The organism is Arenivirga flava (assembly GCF_030161575.1).
Classification (GTDB): domain Bacteria; phylum Actinomycetota; class Actinomycetes; order Actinomycetales; family Microbacteriaceae; genus Arenivirga; species Arenivirga flava.
The window spans coordinates 89952-112528 of record NZ_BSUL01000001.1 but is presented as its reverse complement, the minus strand read 5'-3'; the positions used below and the strand labels follow the sequence as shown (position 1 = coordinate 112528).

Genomic DNA, 22577 nt, shown 5'->3' with positions numbered 1-22577 from the left:
GCGGCGCGCCTGCTCCCCGGCCGCGTCCAGGCCGCATCCGCTCGCCGCCGCTCGCTCCGCTCAGCGACGGCGGGTGGCGTCCTGCACCTCGCCGACGAGCTCCTCGAGCACGTCCTCGAGGAAGATGACGCCCGTGGTCGTGCCCTCCTGATCGAAGACGCGCGCGACGTGCACGCCGAGGCGGCGCATCGTGGCGAGACCGTCCTCGAGCTCGCTGCCGGCGTAGATGGACACGAGCTGCCGGATGCGCTTCGGCGGCACCGGGTCGTCGTACTCGTCCTCGTCGAGGTCGATGACGTCCTTCAGGTGCACGTAGCCGCTCGGCTCGCCGTCCTCGCGCACGAGCACGTAGCGCGAGAAGCCGTGCTGGGCCACCGCCCGCTCGACCTCGGCCGGTGTCGCCGCCTCGTCGAGCGTCACGAGCGTCTCCAGACCCAGGGCCACGTCGGCGACCTTCTTCTCCGTGAACTCGAACGCGTTCATGAGCGCGCCCGACGCATCCGTCAGCACGCCCTCCTTCGTCGAGTGGCTCACGATCGTGGCCACCTCGTCGAGGGTGAACGAGCTGTTCGCCTCGTCCTTCGGCTCCACCTTGAACGCGCGCAGCACGGTGTTCGCGATCGCGTTGAGCGACCAGATGACCGGCTTGAGGGCGCGGGCGATGAACACCAGGGGCGGGGCGAGGATGAGCACCGCGCGGTCCGGCACCGAGAACGACAGGTTCTTCGGCACCATCTCGCCGAGCACGACGTGCAGGTAGGAGACGATCACCAGCGCCATCGCGAAGGCGATGCCGCCGATCGCGGCCTCCGGCAGACCGGTCAGCGCGAGCGGCACCTCGAGCAGGTGGTGCAGCGCGGGCTCGGAGACGTTGAGGATCAGCAGCGAGCACACGGTGATGCCCAGCTGGCTGGTCGCCAGCATGAGGGTCGCGTGCTCCATGGCCCACAGCGCGGTCTTTGCGGCCTTGCCGCCCGCCTCCGCTCGAGGCTCGATCTGGGAGCGCTTCGCCGAGATGACGGCGAACTCCGCGCCGACGAAGAAGGCGTTCGCGGCGAGCAGCACCACGAGCCAGGCCAGTCCAGCCCAGTCGCTCATCGGGTCGCCTCCGTCGTCTCGGATGATGGGGTCCAGCGGATGCGGTCCACGCGACGGCCGTCCATCCGCTCGACGCGCAGGCGGCCGGCCTCCAGCACGACCTCGTCGCCGACGGCCGGGATGCGGCCGAGCTCGGCCATCACGTAGCCGGCGACGGTCTCGTACGGACCCTCCTCCGGCACGGTCACGCCGGCGCGGTCGAGCAGCTCGTCGGGGCGGAGCCCGCCCGGGAAGGTCAGCCAGTCGCGCGAGCGGACCACGTCGACGCGGGCGCGGTCGTGCTCGTCGGCGACCTCGCCGATCAGCTCCTCGACGAGGTCCTCCAGCGTGGCGACGCCGGCGGTGCCGCCGTACTCGTCGACCACGACGGCCATCTGGTACCCGCGGCCGCGCAGCTCGGCGAGCAGGCCGTCCAGGCCCATCGTCTCGGGCACGCGCAGCGCCTCGGTCTCGATGGCGCCGACGGGCACCTCGGCGCGCTTCTCGCGCGGCACCGAGACGGCCTGCTTGACGTGCACGAGGCCGACCACGTCGTCGCGGTCCTCGTCGACGACCGGGAAGCGGGAGAAGCCGGTGCGGGTGGCGAGCTCGATGACCGTGTCGACGCTCGCGCCGCGCTCCACGCTGATCACCCGCGGGCGGGGCGTCATGACGTCGGCGGCGCTGAGCTCCGAGAAGGCGATGGTGCGCTCGAGCAGCGTGGCCGTGTCGGCCTCGAGCGTGCCGACGGTGGCCGAACGGCGCACGAGCGAGCTCAGCTCGTCGGCGGTGCGCGCGCCGCTGAGCTCCTCCTTCGGCTCGATGCCGATGGCGCGCAGCAGTGCGTTGGCCGAGTTGTTGAGCAGCGCGATGATCGGCTTGAAGACCGTGGTGAACAGCACCTGGAACGGGATGACGAGCTTCGCGGTCTGCCGCGGCAGCGCGAGCGCGAAGTTCTTCGGCACCAGCTCGCCCACGATCATCGACAGCAGTGTGGCGAGCGTCACCGCGAGCACGACGGCGACCACGGTCGCCACCGCCTCGGGCACGCCGAGCAGCTCCACCACGGGCCGCAGCCACGCGCTGATCGCCGGCTCGAGCGTGTAGCCCGTCAGCAGGGTCGTGAGGGTGATGCCGAGCTGCGCGCTCGACAGGTGGGTCGAGGTGATCCGCAGGGCGCCGATCACGGGACCGAGCCGGCGCTCGCCGCGCTCCTGGCGCTGCTCGAGGTCGGAGCGGTCGAGGTTGACGAGCGAGAACTCGCTCGCCACGAAGAGGCCGGTGCCGATCGTGAGGACGACGCCCACGATCAGCATGATCCACTCAGTGGACACCGCGGCCTCCCCTCATCGGCTGGAGGGGGCGCGCCGATCGAGGCGTCGCGGTACTGGGAGGATCGTCCATGGGACCTCCGATCGTACTCGCGGCGGAGCCGCCGCGGCAGGCGGTTCGCTACCAGGAGACCGGCAGCGCCTTGCCCTCCTCGTAGCCGGCGGCCGACTGGGTGCCGACGACGGCGCGCTCGTGGAACTCGGCGAGGTCCCGGGCACCCGCGTAGGTCAGGCTGCTGCGCACGCCCGAGGTGATCATGTCGAGCAGGTCCTCGAGCGAGGGGCGCAGCGGGTTGAGGTAGATGCGCGAGCTCGAGATGCCCTCGGCGAAGAGGGTGCGGCGGGCGAGCTCGAAGGCGTCCAGGCGTCCGAAACGCTCCTGCACGGCCTTCGTGGAGGCCATGCCCCAGCTCTGCTTGAAGAGGCGGCCGTCCGCATCCGCTTCCAGCCGACCGGGCGCCTCGATGGTGCCCGCGAACCAGGAGCCGACCATCACGCTGGCGGCGCCGGCGGCGAGTGCGAGGGCCACGTCGCGGGGGTAGCGCACCCCGCCGTCGGCCCACACATGGGCGCCGAGCTCGCGCGCCGCGGCCGCCGTCTCGAGCACGGCCGAGAACTGCGGGCGGCCCACGGCGGTCATCATGCGGGTGGTGCACATCGCGCCCGGGCCGACGCCGACCTTGAGGATGTCGGCGCCCGCCTCCACGAGGTTGCGCACGGCGTGCTCGGTGACGACGTTGCCCGCGACGATCGGCACGCCGAGCCGCAGCGCCTTCACGGTGCGGATGGCCGCGAGCATGCCCTCCTGGTGCCCGTGGGCGGTGTCGAGCACGAGCACGTCGACGCCGGCCGCGGCGAGCGCCGAGGCCTTCGCGGCGACGTCGCCGTTGATGCCGATCGCGGCGGCGACCCGCAGACGGCCGTGCGCGTCGACCGCCGGTTCGTAGATCGTCGAGCGCAGGGCACCGGTGCGGCTGATGGTGCCGATGAGGTGCCCGTGGCGCAGCACCGGCGCGTAGTCGAGCTCCGCGGCGACCATCGTGTCGAAGGCGTGCCGGCCGTCGCCGAGGTCCTCCTCCTCGAAGGCGGTGAGGCTGCCGTGCAGCAGGTCGACGAGCTGGGCGTCGGGCTGGGCGTGCGCGAGCCGGGTCGCCGCCATGCAGCCGAGGAAGGCGCCGTGCGCATCGAGCACCACGAGGCCGTGGCCGTCGACGGGCGGCAGCACCGCGAGCGCATCGGCGACGGAGGCCTCCGGCCCGAAGGCGACGGGGGTGTCGAAGGCGACCGGCTGCTCCTTGACCCAGCGGATGGCTGCGTCGAGATCCTGCAGCGGCATGTCCTGCGGCAGCACGCCCAGGCCGCCGCGACGGGCCAGGGCGGCCGCGAGCCGCGGTCCCGTGACCGAGTTCATGTTGGCCGAGACCAGGGGCAGCGTGGCACCGGTGCCGTCGCCGGGCGCGAGGGAGACGTCGAGCCTGCTCCGGACGGTCGATCGGCTCGGTACGAGGAACACGTCCGAGTAGGTCAGATCGTGCGACGGCGCCGTCCCGATGAACTGCATGCTCCCACGCTCATACTTTCGACCGCTGCGCGCAAGGGGCGGTTTCCTGAACGGGCGCGGAGCCGCCAACCCCTAGGCTGGACGAGGTATTCCCGCACGGCTGCGGCCGTGCTTCCACCACCAGACGACGACGTTGCGTCAGGCAACAGGAGAGTGGGCGATCGGCTTGTCCGACCAGAAGACCGGTGAGGCTCCCGACGGGGAGTTCGGCGCGAACGAATGGCTCGTCGAGGAGATGTACGAGCGCTTCAAGGACGACCGGGACTCGGTCGACCGATCATGGTGGCCGATCCTCGAGCAGTACGGCTCGGGAGGCCCCTCCGCCGCATCCGCTCCCCCGCCCGCCGGCCCGCCCGCCTCGGCCACCGCACCGGCGACGCAGCCGGTGGCGAGGACCACCTCCGTCCAGCCCAAGGAGAAGCCGATCCCGGCCGAGGCGCCGAAGACGGCTCCCGTCTCGACCGCGAAGCCGGAGGCGGATGCGCCCAGCGAGGGCCCCGAGGACGTCGTGACCGTGCTCAAGGGCATGAGCAAGGCCCTCGCCGCGAACATGGACGCGAGCCTCACCGTGCCGACCGCGACGAGCGTGCGCACCGTGCCGGCGAAGCTGATGATCGACAACCGCATCGTCATCAACAACCACCTGCAGCGCACGCGCGGCGGCAAGGTCTCCTTCACCCACCTCATCGGCTGGGCGCTGGTGCAGGCGCTCAAGGAGTTCCCGAGCCAGAACGTCTACTACGACGAGGTCGACGGCAAGCCGGCCGCGGTGCAGCCCGCTCACGTGAACATGGGCCTGGCGATCGACATCCCCAAGCCCGACGGCACCCGCGCGCTGCTCGTGCCGAGCATCAAGCAGGCCGACACCCTCGGCTTCGGCGAGTTCCTCGCCGCGTACGAGGCGCTCGTCAAGAAGGCCCGGGCCAACAAGCTGACCGGCGACGACTTCGCCGGCACGACCATCTCGCTGACCAATCCCGGCGGCATCGGCACCGTGCACTCGGTACCGCGCCTCATGCGCGGCCAGGGCAGCATCATCGGCGCCGGCGCGCTCGAGTACCCGGCCGAGTTCCAGGGCTCCTCGACCAAGACGCTCGTCGAGCTCGGCATCGGCAAGACGATCACGCTCACCTCCACCTACGACCACCGGGTCATCCAGGGCGCCGGCAGCGGCGAGTTCCTCAAGAAGGTGCACGAGCTGCTCACCGGCGCGCGCGGCTTCTACGAGGGCATCTTCTCGGCGCTGCGCATCCCCTACGCTCCGATCCACTGGAGCCAGGACATCAACGTCGACCTCTCGGCGCGGGTGTCGAAGACCAGCCGGGTGCAGGAGCTCATCAACAGCTACCGCGTGCGCGGCCACCTCATGGCCGACATCGACCCGCTCGAGTACCGCCAGCGCAGCCACCCGGACCTCGAGATCGAGAGCCACGGGCTGACCTTCTGGGACCTCGACCGCGAGTTCGTGGTCGGCGGCTTTGCCGGCAAGCGGCAGGCCAAGCTGCGCGAGATCCTCGGCATCCTGCGCGACTCGTACTGCCGCACGATCGGCGTCGAGTTCATGCACATCCAGGACCCGGAGCAGCGGCGCTGGATCCAGGAGCACGTCGAGGTGCCCTACGAGAAGCCCAGCCACGACGAGCAGCTGCGCATCCTCGGCAAGCTGAACGAGGCCGAGGCCTTCGAGACCTTCCTGCAGACCAAGTACGTCGGCCAGAAGCGCTTCAGCCTCGAGGGCGGCGAGTCGACGATCGCGTTCCTCGACGCGATCGTCCAGGCCTCCGCCGAGGAGCAGCTCGACGAGGTCGCCATCGGCATGCCGCACCGCGGCCGCCTCAACGTGCTCACGAACATCGCGGGCAAGACCTACGCGCAGATCTTCCGCGAGTTCGAGGGCACGCAGGACCCGCGCACCGTGCAGGGCTCCGGCGACGTGAAGTACCACCTCGGCACCGAGGGCACCTTCACGAGCCCCTCCGGCAAGCAGGTTCCCGTGTACCTCGCCGCGAACCCCTCGCACCTCGAGGCCGTCGACGGCGTGCTCGAGGGCATCGTGCGCGCCAAGCAGGACCGCAAGGCCCCCGGCACGTTCCCCGTGCTGCCCGTGCTGCTGCACGGCGACGCGGCCATGGCCGGACAGGGCGTGGTCTTCGAGACCCTGCAGATGTCGCAGCTGCGCGGGTACCGCACCGGCGGCACCGTGCACCTGGTCGTCAACAACCAGGTCGGGTTCACGACCCCGCCGAACGAGAGCCGCTCCTCGGTCTACTCGACCGACGTGGCCAAGGCCATCCAGGCGCCGATCTTCCACGTGAACGGCGACGACCCCGAGGCCGTGGTGCGCGTGGCCGAGATGGCGTTCGCCTACCGGCAGCAGTTCAAGCGCGACGTCGTCATCGACCTCGTCTGCTACCGCCGACGCGGCCACAACGAGGGCGACGACCCCTCGATGACGCAGCCGCTGATGTACAACCTCATCGAGGCGAAGCGCAGCGTGCGGACCCTCTACACCGAGAACCTGGTGGGCCGCGAGGACATCACGCGCGAGGAGTACGAGAACGTGCACCGCGACTTCCAGGAGCGCCTCGAGCGCGCCTTCGCGGAGACGCACGCGGCGCAGACGGGCTCGATCCCCGTCGTCACCGGCGACTCCGTGGCCGACCTCGAGCGCCCCGACGCGCAGCAGGCGGAGGCCGACACCGCGGCCTTCGAGACGAAGGTCGACCGCGGCGTCGTGGAGGCGATCGGCGACGCGCACGACAACCCGCCCGCCGGCTTCTCCGTGCATCCGAAGCTGCAGGCGCTGCTCAGGAAGCGCGTCGACATGAGCCGCAGCGGCGGCATCGACTGGGGCTTCGGCGAGCTGCTCGCGCTGGGCTCCCTGCTGCTCGAGGGCACCCCGGTGCGCATGTCGGGCCAGGACTCGCGCCGCGGCACCTTCGTGCAGCGCCACGCGGTGCTGCACGACCGCGAGAACGGTCAGGAGTGGCTGCCCCTCGGCAACCTCGCCGACGAGCAGGGGCGCTTCTGGATCTACGACTCGCTGCTCAGCGAGTACGCGGCGATGGCCTTCGAGTACGGCTACTCCGTGGAGCGGGCGGATGCGCTGGTGCTGTGGGAGGCGCAGTTCGGCGACTTCGCGAACGGCGCCCAGACGGTCGTCGACGAGTTCATCTCGTCGGCGGAGCAGAAGTGGGCGCAGCGCTCGAGCGTCGTGCTGCTGCTGCCGCACGGCTACGAGGGCCAGGGCCCGGACCACTCGTCGGCGCGCATCGAGCGCTACCTGCAGCTCTGCGCCGAGAACAACATGACGGTGGCCCAGCCCTCGACCCCCGCCTCGTACTTCCACCTGCTGCGGCGGCAGGCCTACGCCCGCCCGCGGCGTCCGCTCGTCGTCTTCACGCCGAAGTCGATGCTGCGCCTGCGCGGCGCGACCAGCGCGGTGGAGGACTTCACCGAGGGCCGCTTCCAGCCGGTGATCGACGACGACCGCATCACCGACAAGAGCGCCGTGCGCAAGGTGCTGCTGCACTCGGGCAAGGTGCACTACGACCTGCGCGGCGAGCTCGACAAGCGCGACGACCGCTCGGTCGCGCTCGTGCGCCTCGAGCAGTACTACCCGATCCCCCGCGACGAGTTCCGCGCGATCCTCGCGACGTACCCGGAGTCGGCGGAGGTCGTCTGGGTGCAGGACGAGCCCGAGAACCAGGGCGCGTGGCCGTTCATCCACTTCCAGCTCGACCGCTCGGAGGGCGCCCGCCACGTGGACGTCGTCTGCCGTCCCGCCGCGGCCTCCCCGGCCGCCGGCTCCGCGAAGCGGCACGCGCAGGAGCAGAAGGATCTCGTGGAGCGCGCGCTCGCCTGATCCGCTCCCGCGAACGACGAAGGCCCCGCTCCGGCGGGGCCTTCGTCGTCGGTCGGCGGGTGCGCTACTGCTTCGCGGTGAGCGAGCGCAGCTTCAGCTCGACGGCCTGGCGCAGCTCGGCGGGCGCCTGCTCGCGGCACGCCTTGCGCATCTTCTCGGTGAGGGCGATCCCCACGAGGTGCTCCGTGCTGCAGTCGTCGCAGTGCGCGAGGTGCTCCGTGATGTCCTGGAAGTCCTGCTCGCTGAGCTCCTGGTGCAGGTACTCCTCGAGCTCGGCCTTGGCCTTCTCGCAGCCGCAGTCGCTCATCGCTTGCCTCCGGTCTTCTCGGGCACCTGGATGCCCCGTTCGCGTGCGTACCCCGCCAGCCGCTCGCGCAGCAGCTTCCGGCCACGGTGCAGACGGCTCATCACGGTGCCGACGGGGGTCTTCATGATGTCGGCGATCTCCTGGTAGGCGAAGCCCTCGACGTCGGCGAGGTACACCGCCAGACGGAAGTCCTCGGGGATCGACTGCAGCGCGTCCTTGACGGTGCTGTCGGGCAGGTGGTCGATCGCCTCGGCCTCGGCGGAGCGCCCGGTCGATGCGGTCGCCGACTCGGCGCCGCCGAGCTGCCAATCCTCGAGCTCGTCGATGGTGCCCTGGTACGGGTCGCGCTGCTTCTTGCGGTACGAGTTGATGAAGGTGTTCGTGAGGATGCGGTACAGCCACGCCTTGAGGTTCGTGCCCTGCTGGAACTGGCGGAAGGCGGTGAACGCCTTCACGAAGGTCTCCTGCACGAGGTCGGCGGCGTCGGCCGGGTTGCGCGTCATGCGCATCCCCGCCGCGTAGAGCTGGTCCATGAAGGGCAGCGCCTGCTCCTCGAAGAGACGGCGCAGGGTCGCGTCGTCGAGCTCGGTCTCGCGCTCGCCGTCCTCGCCGCGCGGGTCCTCCACGGGTACTGCGGTGTCGTGGTTCATCGCGGCCCAGCCTAGACCCGCGTCATCGGCGCGCACCGGGGCGTCCAGCACCATGCTCATCCGCTCGTCCTCCGCTCTCTCCCGTAGTCTGTGAACCGATGCCCATTCAGCAATATTCCGAGCCCGAGTTCGACCCCTACGGCGACCAGCGCGCCGCGGGCAGCCTCGACACGGGGCGCTGGATGGCGCCCGTCGCCGGGACCCCGCTCGCGGCGGTCCTGCCGCTGCCGGGCTCGAAGTCGCTGACCAATCGCGAGCTCGTGCTCGCCGCGCTCGCGGACGCGCCCTCGCTGCTGCGCGAGCCCCTGCACTCCCGCGACAGCGCGCTCATGATCGAGGCGCTGCGCAACCTGGACGTCTCCATCGAGGAGCGCGAGGGCGAGGGCGGCTACGGCCCCGATCTGCTCGTCACGCCGCCCGAGGAGCTGACGGGCTCGACCTCGATCGACTGCGGCCTCGCCGGCACCGTCATGCGCTTCCTGCCGCCCGTCGCCGCGCTCGCGCTCGGCCCCGTCGCCTTCGACGGCGACGAGTCGGCCCGCCGACGCCCGATGCGCACGACCATCGAGTCGCTGCGCGCGGTGGGCGCCGACGTCACCGACGACGGTCGCGGAGCACTGCCGTTCAGCCTCTTCGGCACCGGTTCGGTGCGCGGCGGCGAGGTGCAGATCGACGCGAGCGCCTCGAGCCAGTTCGTCTCCGGCCTGCTGCTCGCCGCCGCTCGCTTCGACGAGGGGCTCACCCTGCGCCACGTCGGCGAGCACCTGCCGAGCCTGCCGCACATCGAGATGACCATCGCCGCGCTCGCGGCGCGCGGCGTCGTCGTCGAATCGCCCGAGGTCGGCCTCTGGGTCGTGCAGCCCGGTGCGATCAGCGGTCTCGACGTGCGCATCGAGCCGGACCTCTCCAACGCCGCGCCGTTCCTGGCCGCGGCGATCGTCGCCGGCGGCACCGTGACCATCGAGCGCTGGCCGGCCTCGACCACCCAGGTGGGCGCCGACCTCGAGCAGCTGCTGCCGCTCTTCGGCGCCGAGGTGCGCCGCGAGGGTGCGGACCTCACGGTCGAGGCGCGCGGACTGCGCGACGGCGGCCCCCTGCCCGGCATCGACCTCGACCTCAGCCGCGGCGGCGAGCTGGCTCCCGCGATCGTCGCGCTCGCCGCGCTGGCCGGCGGCCCCAGCCGCATCACCGGCATCGGCCACCTGCGCGGACACGAGACCGACCGTCTCGCGGCCCTCGCCGCCGAGATCAACGGGCTCGGCGGCGCCGTGACCGAGCTCGAGGACGGCCTGGCGATCGAGCCGCGCCCGCTCGCGGGCGGCCTCTGGCGAACCTACGAGGACCACCGCATGGCGACGGCCGGCGCGATCATCGGGCTGGCGGTGCCGGGCGTCGAGATCGAGGACATCCGCACGACCTCGAAGACGCTCCCGCAGTTCCCCGAGCTGTGGAAGCGGATGCTCGGCGAGGCCCCCGCGCCCACGAGCGGTCTGGCGTTCTGAGCCGCCCATGAGCTGGTGGGACGACGGCGACGACGACGGCGCCTCCGGCTACGAGCGCTACGAGGATGCGGTGCGCATCCGTCCGAACCCGAAGGGCAGCAAGCCCCGGTCGAAGCTGCGCCCGGAGCACGACGACGCGGTCGAGGCCCGGGTGCTCGGCGTCGACCGCGGCCGCTACTCGGTGCTGGTCGCCGAGGGGCGGCACGACGAGCGCGAGCTCACCGCGACCCGGGCTCGCGAGCTCGGGCGGCAGTCGATCGTCACCGGCGACCGGGTCGACCTCGTCGGCGACGTCAGCGGCGACGAGGGCACCCTCGCCCGCGCCGTGCGCATCCGCCAGCGCAGCACCCTGCTGCGCCGCAGCGCGGACGACAGCGACGACGTCGAGCGGGTCATCGTCGCGAACGCCGACCAGATGCTCATCGTGGTCGCCGCAGCGAACCCGGAACCGCGCGCCCGGCTCGTCGATCGCTACCTCGTGGCGGCGTTCGACGCGGGCATCCAGCCGATCCTCTGCATCACCAAGGCCGACCTCGCGGACCCCGCCGCCTTCGCGCACCAGTTCTCCTGCCTCGACGTGCCCGTCGTCACGAGCGCGCAGGGCGAGGTGCCGCGCGCCGAGCTCGAGCGTCTGCTGCTCGGCCGCACCACGGTGGCGGTGGGGCACTCGGGCGTGGGCAAGTCGACGCTCGTCAACGCGCTCGTGCCGAGCGCCAAGCGCGCCATCGGGCGGGTCAACGCCGTCACCGGGCGGGGCCGGCACACGTCCTCCTCCACCGTCTCGCTGCGCATGCGGGGAGCGGATGGTCGCAGCGGCTGGATCATCGACACCCCCGGCGTGCGCTCCTTCGGCCTCGGCCACGTCGACCCGGCGAGCGTGCTGCGCTCCTTCGCCGCGACCGCGATCGTGCCCGAGGGCGCCCCGGAGCAGGAGGTGCCGCTCGCGCAGGCGCACGACTGGGAGATCATCGAGCGCGTCGAGGCCGGGGAGCTCGGCGACCTCGGCCGCGAGCGGCTCGCCTCGCTGCGCAAGCTGCTCAGCGCGCTGGGCGAGGACCCGGCCGCGGGGCTGGAGGGCACGGAGCGTCCCGAGGCGTAGGCGCGCGCTGGGGCCGGCGGGTTGCGCAGTACCGGTGCGGGAGCGCGGGTGGTGCGGCGTAGGCGCGGGTCCGGTCGGCAGCGCAGTACCGCGGCGACAGCGCGGGCGGTGCGGCGCCGGGGATGTGCCCCGTCTCGTACAGCGCAGTACCGCAGCGACAGCGCGGTATCGGTCCGCGTGCTGCGCTGACGTTCGCGTACGGCATCGCTGGGCGGTGCGGCCGGCCGTCATCCCGCGGCGCGGGTCACGGTCCGCCGGCCGAACGCGCGCCGGAGCGCTGCGGTGCGGTGCGGTGCGCCTGGGTACGCCGCGGTGCGGTAGGCGCTGTGTGGTGCGGTGCGCCGCTGTGCGGGCGCCGCGATGCGGTGCGCCGCGGTGCGGCGCCGCTCGGCGCATCCAGCGACGTTCGGCGGGCGTCCCGCGCCGGTACGCTGGGCGCGTGAGCTCCGCCAGCGACCCGACGCCCGCATCCGCATCCGCTTCCACGCTGCCGGCGGGTGATGAGCTCGCCACCGACCTCGCGCTGGCGCTGCGGCTCGCCGACGCGGCCGACGCCATCAGCTCGGAGCGCTTCGGCGCGCAGGACCTGCGCATCGATACGAAGCCCGACCGCACGCCCGTGACGGATGCGGACCAGGCCGTCGAGCGCGCCATCCGCTCGGGGGTCGAGGCGGAGCGCCCGGACGACGCGTTCCTCGGCGAGGAGTACGGCACGGTGGGCGAGGCGAGCCGGCAGTGGATCGTCGATCCGATCGACGGCACCGCGAACTTCCTGCGCGGCGCGCCCGTGTGGGCGACGCTCATCGCGCTCGTGGTCGACGGCGTGCCGGTGCTCGGCGTGGTGAGCTCGCCCGCCCTCGGCAAGCGCTGGTGGGCGACCCGCGGCGGCGGCGCCTGGATCTCGGAGCGCGGCGGAGAGCCGCGGCGCCTCGCGGTGAGCTCGGTCGGTGCCCTCGAGGACGCGTCGATCAGCTACAACTCGATGCAGCAGTGGGATCAGGCCGGCATGCTCGAACCCCTCGTCGCGCTGAGCCGCCGTGTGTGGCGCACCCGCGCGTACGGCGACATGTGGTCGTACATGCTCGTCGCCGAGGGCGTGCTCGACGTCGCCGGCGAGTTCGACCTGCAGGTGTACGACATGGCGGCGCTCGTGCCGATCGTGGAGGAGGCGGGCGGGCGCTTCACCTCGGTCGCCGGCGAGGACGGCCCCTGGCACGGCAGCGCGCTCGCGACGAACGGCCTGCTGCACGACGCGACGCTCGCGGCGCTGCACAGCTGAGCCGCTCGCGGCGCTGCACGGCGGAGCAGCTCCGGGCCCCTGCACGGCGGAGCAGCTCGCGGCGGCGGGCTCCTCGGAGCTGCCTGTGCGGCCAGCCGCTGGTCGCGCGTTCGTACGTCGCGTCACCCCGTCCATCCCGCCGTTCGCCGAATGACGGAGATCTGAGGCACGACGGATGCGCCGAGCGGCGTGGGACCCGCGTTGGCGGGGCTTCGCTCCGTGCCTGCTGCTCCCGGTGGCCGGATCTCCGTCGTTTGGCGAAAGAGTCTGGGGGCGAGAGGGCTGGGGGCGAGGCGCGGGCGCGGGCGCGCAGGCGCAGGCGCGGGCGCGCGGGCGCAGCGGGTCAGCGCGTGCCGGCCTCGTGGCGCTTGCGGAGGTCGAGCAGCGAGGCGACGAGGGCCAGGGAGGCGAGGCCGATGACGACGACGAGGGCCAGCGAGAAGGCGTCGAGGTAGGCGGTGGCGTCGGTCTCGGCGCCGACCTCGCGCGAGAGCACGCCGTAGAAGGTCGAGGTCGCGAGCGCCACGCCCACGGCCGTGCCCACGCGCTGGCCGAGCTGCACGACCGAGCCCGCGACGCCAGCCTGGGCGACCGGCACCTCCGACAGCGTGAGCGTCTGGTTGGGGCCGACGACGCAGCCGCCGCCGATGCCGGCGAGGGTGAGCGCCCCGGCCATCGCCCACGGCACCGCCGCGCTCGGCACGAGGTGCACGAGCAGCAGTGCCAGGGCGAACCCGGCGATCAGCACGACCAGGCCGCCGACCACGAGCGCCCGTCCGAGGCGCTGCACCCGCGGGCCGCTCAGCCACGAGCCGAGCGCCGACGCGAGCGCGAAGCCGATGCTCACCGAGCCGGCGGCCAGCGCACTGAGCGCGAGGCCCTGCTGCAGGTAGAGCGTCGCCACGAGGAAGAGCGACGGCATCGCCGCGAAGAACGCGGTGCCGACGATGACGCCGTTGCGGAACGACGGGCGCCGCACGAGCTCGAGGTCGAGCACCGGCGAGCGCCCGCCGCGGGCGTAGCGGCGCTCCCAGAGCACGAAGGCCAGCAGCAGCACCGCGCCGAGCAGCAGCAGGAACCAGCGCCGCGGGTCGTCGGACTCGCCACCCGTGGTGAGCAGGAACGGCGCCAGCAGCGCGAGGATCGCCCCGCCGAGCAGGACCAGGCCGAGCGGATCGAGGCCCCGCGGGCCGCCCTCCGACCGCTGCTCCCGCGGCAGGAGCCGCAGCGCGGCGATCAGCGCGATCGCGCCGAGCGGCACGTTCATCCAGAACAGCAGGCGCCAGCCGTCCTGCTCGCCGCCGACGGCGATGAGCAGGCCGCCGATGGCGGGTCCGAAGGCGGTGGAGAGACCGATAATCGCGCCGAACAGCCCGAAGGCGCGTCCGCGTTCCGGGCCCTGGAAGAGCTGCTGGATCATGCCCGTCACCTGCGGCATCTGCAGGCCGGCGGCCGCACCCTGCAGCAGGCGGGCGGCGATGAGCACCTCGATGGTCGGTGCGATCGCGCACAGGAGGCTCGCGGCGGTGAAGAGCGAGAGACCGATGACGAAGAGCCTGCGCCGGGAGGTGAGGTCGCCGAGACGCCCGCCGGGCACCAGCGTGAGGCCGAACACGAGCGTGTAGCCGGCGACGATCAGCTGCAGCTGGGTCGGTCCGGCGCCGAGCGCGCTCTCCAGCGCGGGCAGGCCGACGTTGACCTTCGACAGGTCGAGGATGGTGAGGCAGGCGACGCCGACGCAGACCGCGAAGGCGCGCCAGCGCATCCGCTCCTGGTCGGCCGACTCTGCGCCGGCGCTCACGCGCGTGCCGCTCGCTGCGCCTTGAGGGTCTTGATGGTGTTCTGCAGCGCGATGAAGACGAGATAGGCGCCGAAGAGGATGCTGCCGACCCGCGGGTCGATCAGCACCGCGCACCACACGCCCAGCAGGCTCGTCAGCGCCGCGGTGAGGCCGATGACGAGTGCCGCCTTGAGGTCGACGTTCTTGCGGCGCGCGTTGCCGATGGTGCCGGTGATGGTCGTCGGGATCATCACGAGCAGGCTCGTGCCCTTGGCCTCGAGGTCGCTGGCGCCGAAGAGCAGCACGAGCGCGGGCACGAGGATGACCCCTCCGCCCACGCCGACCAGGCCCGAGATGATGCCCGTGACCAGGCCGAGCAGGAGCAGGAGCGCCACCGTGAGGACGTTCATGTCGACCTCGGACTCGCGGCTGGGCACCGCGAGGAAGAGCGTGACGGCCATGAAGAGCAGAAAGACGATGAAGATCCACCGCAGCACCAGGATGGGCAGCTTCGACAGCAGCCACGAACCGATCCAGGCGCCGGCGATGGCGCCCACGATGAGCACGATGCCGGCGATCCAGTTGACCTGACCGGTGATGAGGTAGCCGATCACACCCACGATCGCGGGAGGGATGATCGCGGTGAGCGAGGTGCCCGCGGCCAGGCGCTGGTCGAAGGCCAGGAACGCCGTGAGCATCGGCACGATGATGGTGCCGCCGCCGACGCCGAGGAACCCGGAGAGGAAGCCGGCGGCGAGGCCGATCACGACGAGCACGATCCAGTCGCGGCGCGATCGGGTGGGGACGACGGGCATGGCTCTCCTCCGCAGGAACGTGGGACAGGGTCCGTCATGGCTCTCGTCGCGAGGAGGCGGCGGCCGGGCGGGCCGGTCGGCAGCCTACACCCGTGGTGCAGGCGGGCGACGCCCCGCTGAACGGGGCCCGCGAGAGCTGCCGCGCATCCTCCCGGCTCCGTACCTTAATGACGGACATGACCCAGCAGCGCCTCGTGATCCTCGCCCCCTCGCCCGTGCTCACCGTGACGATCGAGGAGCATCCCGACGGCCCGGACGTGCACGTGCACGCAGGCGGGCAGGGCGTCTGGCAGGCGCGCATGCTGCGCTCGCTCGGCGCGCAGGTGACGCTCTGCAGCGTGCTGAGCGGCGAGACCGGCCTCGTGCTCGGGCCGCTGCTCGGGGAGCTCGGCCTGCAGGTGAGCGCCGTCCGGCGCGATGCGCGCGGCAGCGCCTACGTGCACGACCGGCGCGACGGCGAGCGCGAGCCGATCGCCGAGGCGGGCGGCGAACCGTTCACCCGCCACGACCTCGACGAGCTGTACGCCCTGACGGTGCGCGAGGCGCTGGCCGTCGACACGGTGCTGCTGAGCGGGCCGGCCGAGGACGACCTGCTGCCGGCCGAGGTGTACCGCCGCCTGGCCGCCGATCTCGGCGGCCTGGGCAAGCGCGTGATCGTCGACCTCGCCGGCGAGCGCCTGCAGGCCGCGCTCGAGGGCGGCGTCGCCCTGGCGAAGGTGAGCGACGAGGAGCTGGAGCGCGACGGCCTGATCGACGGGCCGGGCGCGGACGCCGACGAGCGGGACATCCTGCGGGCGATGGAGCGGATGCGCGCCGACGGCGCCGAGGCGGTGATCGTCACCCGGCGCAGCGGCACGCTGCTGCTCGACGGCGACGGCGCCCGACGCGTGCACGGCCCCGAGATGGAGGTCGTCGACTCCTCCGGCGCCGGCGACTCCCTCACCGCGGCGACGACGCTCGCGCTCGACCGCGGCGACCCGCTCGACGAGGCCGTCGCGCTGGGCACGGCGGCCGGGGCGCTCAACGTGACCCGGCACGGCCTGGGCAGCGGCGACGGGGAGGCGATCCACCGGCTGCGCGAGCACGTGCGCGTGGAGCCGATCGAGAGGAACGGGGACGACTGATGGCACGCATCCTGGTGACCAACGACGACGGGGTGCACTCCCCGGTCTGTACGCGCTCGCGCGCATGGCCGTCGAGCTCGGGCACGACGTGGTCGTCGCCGCCCCGAGCACCGAGGCCAGCGGCTCGGGCGCGGCGATCATTGGCGCGGACGAGCAGGGCCGCGTGACGATCGAGCACCGCGAGCAGGACGGCCTGCAGGTCTACGCGGTCGGGGCCGCTCCGGCGCTGATCGCGCTGCTCGGCGCGCACGGCTCGTTCGGCACCCCGCCCGATCTGGTGCTGTCGGGCATCAACCGCGGCGCGAACGTCGGCCGCGTCGTGCTGCACTCCGGCACCGTCGGCGCGGCGCTCACCGCCGGCGCGAACGGGTCGCGCGGCCTCGCGGTGTCGCTCGACGTCGGGCTGCGCCCGGAGGCGCTGCACTGGGACTCCGCCGCGGCCGCGGCGGCGACCGTGCTCGACGCGGTGCTGGCCGCGGAGGAGGGCACGGTCGTGAACGTGAACGCCCCGAACACCGCGACGCCGGCCGCGCTCGAGTGGGCCGCCCTGTCGAGCTTCGGCATCGTGCAGGCCCTCGTCGCCGAGCCCGGCGAGGCCGGTGGTGCACGCCTCACGATCGCCGATCCGCAGGCCGAGCTGGAGCCGGGGACGGATGCGGCGCTGCTGCGCGACGGACTCGCCGTCGCCACCGCGATCACGGGGATCGGGGAGGCGCCTCCGCTCGCTTCGTGAATGCGGAGCGGGAGGCCGCGGGCCGCGCCCGCGCGCTGGGGCGACGGCACCCGACCCCATCCCCACGATCGGGTCGAGCGCCGTCGCAGCTTCCATTGTGACGGATCGCGGGGCCTGCGCGGACCACCGTCGGCTCAGCGGCTGCGGTAGACCCGCTGGTGACCGCTGTACTCGGCCAGCCGGAAGGGCCCGGCCGTGTCGACGGGCACCGCGTGGTCGCCGCCGTCGGACGGCTGGCGCAGCTCGTGCAGCTCGCGGTAGTGCGCGACGTCGAGCGGCTCGCGCCGGGTGATCTGCGCGCGGGTGCGCTCGGTGCGCAGGTGCTCCCGGTAGCCCTCGACGACGCGCAGGGCGAAGAACTCCGCGACGGCGCCGGAGCCGTAGCTGAGCATGCCGACCAGCTCGCCGGCGAGGTCGTCGCGCTGGTCCAGCAGCGAGAGCAGCCCCAGGTAGAGCGACGCCGTGTAGCTGTTGCCGATCGCCCGGTTGTAGACGGCCGTGTCGGCCAGCGCGGCCTCGGCCTCGGCGGGCGTGGCCTGCCCGCCGCTGACGCCGATGAGGTGCTTGTGGGCCTTCGCCGTCATCTTGGTGAACGGCGAGTGGTAGCAGTGCGCGGCGAAGTCCTCGAACGCCGCGCCGCCGAGCGCCCGGTAGTCGAGCCAGGCGCCCTCCGCGGCGCGCAGGTACGCGCGCACGGAGTACTTGCCGTCGACCAGCGGGGTGACCCGGTAGTTCGGGCGCCAGAAGTCCATGACGTCGTTGGTGTGCACGCCGCTCGGCCCCTCGAGCACGGCGATCGCGGGATCGGCGCTCACGAGCATCGCCACGGCGGCGGCGCCCTGCGTCGACTCGCCGCTCGAATCGAGGTCGTACTTGGCCACGTCGGTCGCGATCACGAGCACGCGCTGGCGCGGGTCGCGGGCGATGAGCCCCGCCGCCATCTGCAGCGCGGCCGTGCCCGAGTAGCAGGCCTGCTTGAGCTCGACGGCGCGGGCGGAGTGCGGCAGCCCGAGCAGGGCGTGCACGTACACCGCCGCGGCCTTGGACTGGTCGATGCCGGTCTCGGTGGCCAGCAGCACGGTGCGGATGCCCTCGACGCCGTGCCGCTCGATGATCGGCTGCGCGGCCGCGGCCGCGAGCGTGACCACGTCCTCGTCGGCGGCGGGGAAGCTCATCGCGTCCTGCCCGATGCCGATGCGGTACTTCTCGGGGTCGATGCCCTGGGCCTCGGCGAGCAGCGGCAGGTCGAGCCGGTACTTCGTGGTCGCCATGGCGATGTCGTGGATGCCGATGCGGGTCATGATGCCTCCTACCGCTCGAACTTCAGGTGCGCGCTCATGAGCTCGCCCGGGTTCGTCTGCGCCGCCATGAGCGAGAGCTCGCCGCACAGCACCGTGGCCGCGGCCAGCACGGCGAGCCGGCGGCCGTTCTCCCCGGCTCGCGCTCCTCGCGGCAGCCGAGTCGTGCGAGGTTGTCCTCGACGAAGCCGAGCCCCTTGCCGTTGCCGACGCTGCCGACGATCACGTTCGGCAGGGTGCACGAGAAGTACAGGTCGCCGTCGCGGTCCTCGACGTGGGTGATGCCCTGGCTGCCCTCGACGATGTTGGCGGCGTCCTGGCCGGTGGCCAGGTAGAAGCCGAGCAGCATGTTCGCGTAGTGCGCGTTCGCCGAGCGGATGCCGCCGGCCAGCAGGGTGCCGATCAGGTTCTTGCGGATGTTGAGCGTCTCGACCTGCTTCGCCGTGGTGCGCAGCCGCCGCTCGACGTGCTCGCGCGGGATGAGCAGCTCGGTGACGACGTTCTTGCCGCGGCCCAGGATGCCGTTGACGGCGGTGGCCTTCTTGTCGGTGCAGTAGTTGGCCGAGATCGATCCGTAGCGCAGGCCGGGGACGGTGGCGAGGATGTGGTCCATCAGGCGATCGCTCGCGAGCGTCACCATGTTGTGGCCGCTGGCGTCGCCGGTCGTGAACTCGAAGCGCACGAAGAGCAGATCGCCCACGATCTGCGTGTGCAGGTCGATGAGCTTGGCGAAGCGGCTGCTCGCCGCGACCACGGCGGCCAGCTCGGCGCGCTGCGCGTCGAAGGCGCGCACGGCGGCGAGGGCGACGGAGGCGTCGGCCGCCTCGAAGAGCACGGAGCGCGTCATCCGCTCGTCCACCACGGTCGCGACGATGCCGCGCTCGGCGAGCTTCGACAGCGCCGCGCCGCGCTTGACGCTCGGCCAGAGGGTGGTCTCGTAGGTGGCCAGCGGCACCTCGACCAGCTCGGGGGCGTCGCGACCGACGGTGCCCCCGCTGATCTTGACGGGGCCGATCCAGCGCAGCGGCACGGGAGCGGCGGAGTCCTGGACGGTCATGCGGTTCTCCTCCTCAGTCCGCGCGCACGGTGGGGATCGCCCCCGTGACCTCGGTCGGCAGCGGCGGGTGCACGGCCAGATCGAGTCGGCGGATGTCGTGGTGCTCCCAGCGTCGCAGCAGTTCGCCGATCGGCGCACCGGTGTCGGCGAGCACGATGCCGCAGTCGCCGCCTCCGGCGCCCGAGGACTTGGCCGCCGCGCCGATCGACTCGGCGGCGGCGCAGAGCTGCGCGAGCTCGGGGGTCTCGATGTGCACGCCGGCGCTCGCGCTGAGCGAGGCGAGCAGCGCGCGCGCCTCGCGGATGCGGGTCTTCACACCCTCGGCGTCATCGCGGGCCAGCGCGGCCACGAGGCCGTCGACGCAGCGACGGCTGCCCTCGAGGAACTCGGCGTAGTGGCTCTCCTCGCGCTGCTTGCGGCCCTGCAGCTCGTCGACCAACCGGGTCGTCGAGGCCGGCTCGCCCGTCCAGCCGACCAGCAGCTCGACCGAGCTCGGCGCGCGCAGGTTGCGCACGTTCAGGTGCGTCCACTCCTCACCGAGGAGCTCGCCGATGCCGGCGCCGGCGTCGAGCCGGCGGCGCAGCTCGGCGCGGTCGGGCGCGGAGTACGTGATCCAGCCGCCGAAGAGGCTCGCGGCGACATCGCCGCCCGAGGCCATCGGCGCGACCTGCACGGTGGCGAGCAGCGCCAGCTTGAACTGCTCGAGCGGGCCGAGGCCCAGCCCGTAGAGCTCGTCGAGCACCCGCACGGTCGCCACCGTGACGGCGGCGGACGAGCCGAGGCCGAACTTGCGGCCGTTGACGTCGTCGAGCTCGCTGGTGATGGCGAGGTCGTAGAAGCGCAGCGGGATGCCGAGCTCGGTCACGAGGCGCTCGACCGTCTGGATGACCGTGAGCACGTAGTCGAAGGGCCGGTGGTCGTGATCGAGCACCATCGTGCGGCCCTGCCGACGCCAGACCACGGGCAGCTTGCCGTACTGGTCGCTCGAGATCGATCCCTTGCCCTCGCTCGGGGTGAGGGTCACGGTGATGTACCGGTCCACCGCCACGAGCACGGAGGGGTGCCCGGGCTCGACGACCGCGTACTCGCCGGCGATGAAGAGCTTGCCGGGCGCACGGCTGACGATGGCGCTCACGCGGTGCCCCCTCGCGCACGGTCACGCCCGGGCCGGACCCCGCGACGAGCAGGCTGCTCGCGACGCCGAGCTCCGCGACCGCGGCGCGCACGCGCTCCGCATCCGCTCGATCGGTCAGCACCTTCACGTTGGGGCCGGCGTCCATGGTCGCCCAGGCGCCGACGCCCTCCGCGCGCAGCTGCCGCACGCGGTCGAGCACGGCGACGGAGGCGGGCGACAGGTAGCGCACGGGCGGCTCGGCGCCCAGCATGGTCGCGTGCATGCGCATCGCGTTGCGCTCGGCCACCTCGCCGACGGCCGGCAGGTCGCCCGCCGCGAGCGCGGCGCGCAGGTCGGCGAGGTCGACGGCGCTCGAGTCGATCCAGGCGGGGAAGAACGGGGAGGTGCGCACCGTCTCGCGCATCGCGGCGCGGCTCGAGACGTGCTTGGGGCCGCCGTCGACGACCGCGACGATCATGGTCGCGTCGATGCCCGGGGCCTCGACGGGCTCGGCGAAGGAGCTCTCGTCGTCGGTGCCGGCGTGCCACTGCGCGAAGCCGGGGTAGATCGACCTGCTGGCGCTGCCCGAGCCGCGGCGGGCCAGACGGCTGAGCGCGCGCTCGTCGAGGTCGAGGCCGTAGGCGTGCGCGGCGGCCGCGGCGAGCGCCGCGAAGCCGGAGGCGGAGGAGGCGAGGCCGGCGGCGGTCGGGCCGGCGTTCGTGCTCACCACGGCGGCGCGGGCGTCGGAGCCGGCGAGCTCGCGTACCAGGTCGAGGAAGCGGCTGACGCGCTCGAGCGCGTCGCCGGTCATCGGTGCGCCGTCGAGGGAGGCGCTGTCGGCCTCGGCGAGGGCGACCGTGGTGGTGGTGGGATGCACGTCCAGCGTCAGCGACAGGCTGCTGGTGGCGGGCAGGATGAGGAGGTCGTCGCGCTTGCCCCAGTACTTGATGAGGGCGATGTTCGGGTGCGCGACCGCGGTGCTGCTGGTGGTCATGTCGTCGTTCCGCTCGGATGGGGAGCCGGCGGCACGGACCAGATGCCGGCAGCGCCCGCTGCGCGCAGGGCCTCCGTCACCGCCGTCGCGTCGTCGCCGTCGCCGATGAGGGCGACGATGCATCCGCCCTGGCCGCCGCCGCTGAGCTTGGCGCCGAGTGCGCCGGCGCCCGTCGCCGCGGTGACCAGTGCCTCGATCTCGACGCTGGAGACGCCGAGCTCGCGGAGGATGCGCTGGCTCTCGTCCATCATCCCACCCGTCGCCTGCGCATCGCCCACGCGCAGGGCGCGCTCAGCGTCCACCGCGATGGCCCCGAGCCGATCGAGCAGCGTCTCGGCGCGCTCGGGCTCCCGCTCGAGCAGCGCCCGGACGTCGGCGACCGCCCGCCGGGTGCTGCCGTGCACGCCGGTGTCGGCCACGACGAAGGAGCCCTGCAGCGCGATGTCGAACTCGCGCACGGCACCGCGCTGGAACGCGACGGCGCGATCGGCGACGGTGGTGCGTGCGTCGAGACCGCTCGGGTTGCCGTGGGCCACCCGCTCCGCCTCCTGCACGAGCTCGAAGCGCGTCTGCCGGTCGAGCTCGGCCCCGTGCAGATCGGCGACGGCGGCGACGATCGCGCCGGCGACGGCGGCGGAGGAACCGAAGCCGCGGCCGGCGGGCACGCGGCTGCGGATGCTCGCGTGCACCCCCTCCTCCGGCAGTCCGAGGCGGCGCAGCGTGGCGGCGATCGCCATGACCGGCACGTCCTGCCAGCCCTCGCGCGCCGTGATGGCCGCGTCGTCCGAGGAGACGCTCAGCGCGCCCCCGACGGGCACCGCATCCGCCTCGGCGCCGATCGCGTGCACCGGCACGGCGATGGCCGGGTGCCCGTGCACGACGGAGTGCTCACCGAACAGGATGAGCTTGGCGTGGGAGCGCCCGTGGCCCGCGACGGCGGCGCCGGGGCGGGGCGGGGGTCTGTGTGCGTTCAACCCGATCACGCTAGCCA

At 72.9% G+C, this 22577-nt stretch carries 17 protein-coding genes and 1 pseudogene; 6 read left to right on the top strand and 12 right to left on the bottom strand.

Translation table 11 applies throughout. From position 1 onward, the window contains the following. Window positions 1-60 precede the first annotated feature (60 nt). From QQK26_RS00570 to guaB1, 3 genes are all read right to left on the bottom strand, one after another. Window positions 61-1098: a hemolysin family protein gene (locus QQK26_RS00570; protein WP_284228974.1), complete on the bottom strand. Its 1038-nt coding sequence runs from the start codon at window positions 1096-1098 to the stop codon at window positions 61-63. Further along, entirely contained in the window at window positions 1095-2393 is a 1299-nt protein-coding gene (locus QQK26_RS00565; protein WP_284234368.1) for a hemolysin family protein, read from the bottom strand. Before QQK26_RS00565 ends, QQK26_RS00570 begins: the two co-directional genes overlap by 4 nt. Before the next feature lie 136 nt (window positions 2394-2529). Continuing rightward, window positions 2530-3969: a GMP reductase gene (gene guaB1 / locus QQK26_RS00560; RefSeq protein ID WP_284228972.1), complete on the bottom strand. Its 1440-nt coding sequence runs from the start codon at window positions 3967-3969 to the stop codon at window positions 2530-2532. A 166-nt stretch (window positions 3970-4135) separates the two neighbouring features. Between guaB1 and QQK26_RS00555 the strand changes: the two genes are divergently transcribed. Next, window positions 4136-7834 carry a multifunctional oxoglutarate decarboxylase/oxoglutarate dehydrogenase thiamine pyrophosphate-binding subunit/dihydrolipoyllysine-residue succinyltransferase subunit gene (locus QQK26_RS00555; RefSeq protein WP_284228970.1) on the top strand — a complete coding sequence of 1233 codons (3699 nt, stop codon included), beginning with the start codon at window positions 4136-4138 and terminating at the stop codon, window positions 7832-7834. Between the two features lie 64 nt (window positions 7835-7898). Here QQK26_RS00555 and QQK26_RS00550 read toward each other — a convergent pair whose 3' ends face one another. Both QQK26_RS00550 and QQK26_RS00545 read right to left on the bottom strand, forming a co-directional pair. Further along, the gene (locus QQK26_RS00550; RefSeq protein WP_284228968.1) at window positions 7899-8141 is read right to left on the bottom strand and encodes an anti-sigma factor family protein; all 243 of its coding nucleotides are present in this window, start codon (window positions 8139-8141) and stop codon (window positions 7899-7901) included. Further along, window positions 8138-8845 (bottom strand): sigma-70 family RNA polymerase sigma factor, encoded by a 708-nt coding sequence (locus QQK26_RS00545; protein ID WP_431308022.1) that lies wholly within the window; start codon window positions 8843-8845, stop codon window positions 8138-8140. Before QQK26_RS00545 ends, QQK26_RS00550 begins: the two co-directional genes overlap by 4 nt. Before the next feature lie 44 nt (window positions 8846-8889). On the opposite strand from QQK26_RS00545, the gene aroA reads away from it, so the two are divergent. The 3 genes from aroA to hisN all read left to right on the top strand — a co-directional run bounded on the left by aroA (window position 8890) and on the right by hisN (window position 12671). Then, the gene (gene aroA / locus QQK26_RS00540) at window positions 8890-10293 is read left to right on the top strand and encodes a 3-phosphoshikimate 1-carboxyvinyltransferase (protein ID WP_284228964.1); all 1404 of its coding nucleotides are present in this window, start codon (window positions 8890-8892) and stop codon (window positions 10291-10293) included. A 7-nt stretch (window positions 10294-10300) separates the two neighbouring features. Beyond that, window positions 10301-11392 carry a ribosome small subunit-dependent GTPase A gene (gene rsgA, locus QQK26_RS00535; RefSeq protein ID WP_284228962.1) on the top strand — a complete coding sequence of 364 codons (1092 nt, stop codon included), beginning with the start codon at window positions 10301-10303 and terminating at the stop codon, window positions 11390-11392. A 487-nt stretch (window positions 11393-11879) separates the two neighbouring features. Further along, window positions 11880-12671: a histidinol-phosphatase gene (hisN, locus tag QQK26_RS00530; RefSeq protein ID WP_284234366.1), complete on the top strand. Its 792-nt coding sequence runs from the start codon at window positions 11880-11882 to the stop codon at window positions 12669-12671. Window positions 12672-13014: 343 nt separating this feature from the next. Here hisN and QQK26_RS00525 read toward each other — a convergent pair whose 3' ends face one another. Continuing rightward, complete coding sequence (locus tag QQK26_RS00525; RefSeq protein WP_284228959.1) at window positions 13015-14472, bottom strand: MFS transporter; 1458 nt, start codon at window positions 14470-14472, stop codon at window positions 13015-13017. Further along, window positions 14469-15266: a sulfite exporter TauE/SafE family protein gene (locus tag QQK26_RS00520; protein WP_284228957.1), complete on the bottom strand. Its 798-nt coding sequence runs from the start codon at window positions 15264-15266 to the stop codon at window positions 14469-14471. Before QQK26_RS00520 ends, QQK26_RS00525 begins: the two co-directional genes overlap by 4 nt. Before the next feature lie 176 nt (window positions 15267-15442). Between QQK26_RS00520 and QQK26_RS00515 the strand changes: the two genes are divergently transcribed. Together QQK26_RS00515 and surE are read left to right on the top strand one after the other, a co-directional pair. Then, a complete protein-coding gene (locus QQK26_RS00515; protein WP_284228954.1) occupies window positions 15443-16390 on the top strand; it encodes a 1-phosphofructokinase family hexose kinase in 948 nt (315 codons plus the stop codon). Between the two features lie 64 nt (window positions 16391-16454). Next, on the top strand, window positions 16455-17123 hold the full coding sequence (surE, locus tag QQK26_RS00510) for a 5'/3'-nucleotidase SurE (RefSeq protein ID WP_431307970.1): 669 nt from the start codon (window positions 16455-16457) through the stop codon (window positions 17121-17123). A gap of 134 nt (window positions 17124-17257) precedes the next feature. Here surE and QQK26_RS00505 read toward each other — a convergent pair whose 3' ends face one another. From QQK26_RS00505 to mvk, 5 genes and pseudogenes are all read right to left on the bottom strand, one after another. Beyond that, window positions 17258-18424, bottom strand: a complete 1167-nt coding sequence (locus tag QQK26_RS00505) for a hydroxymethylglutaryl-CoA synthase (RefSeq protein WP_284228953.1) — start codon at window positions 18422-18424, stop codon at window positions 17258-17260. Window positions 18425-18458: 34 nt separating this feature from the next. Continuing rightward, window positions 18459-19478, bottom strand: coding sequence for a hydroxymethylglutaryl-CoA reductase (locus QQK26_RS00500; RefSeq protein ID WP_284228951.1), 1020 nt, complete (start codon window positions 19476-19478; stop codon window positions 18459-18461). Between the two features lie 13 nt (window positions 19479-19491). Next, on the bottom strand, window positions 19492-20613 hold the full coding sequence (locus QQK26_RS00495; protein ID WP_284228949.1) for a phosphomevalonate kinase: 1122 nt from the start codon (window positions 20611-20613) through the stop codon (window positions 19492-19494). Window positions 20614-20743: 130 nt separating this feature from the next. Further along, a pseudogene (gene mvaD / locus QQK26_RS00490) lies at window positions 20744-21586 on the bottom strand (diphosphomevalonate decarboxylase); the annotation flags it as partial. Further along, window positions 21583-22560: a mevalonate kinase gene (gene mvk / locus QQK26_RS00485; RefSeq protein ID WP_284228943.1), complete on the bottom strand. Its 978-nt coding sequence runs from the start codon at window positions 22558-22560 to the stop codon at window positions 21583-21585. The pseudogene mvaD and the gene mvk, both read right to left, overlap by 4 nt. Window positions 22561-22577 lie beyond the last annotated feature (17 nt).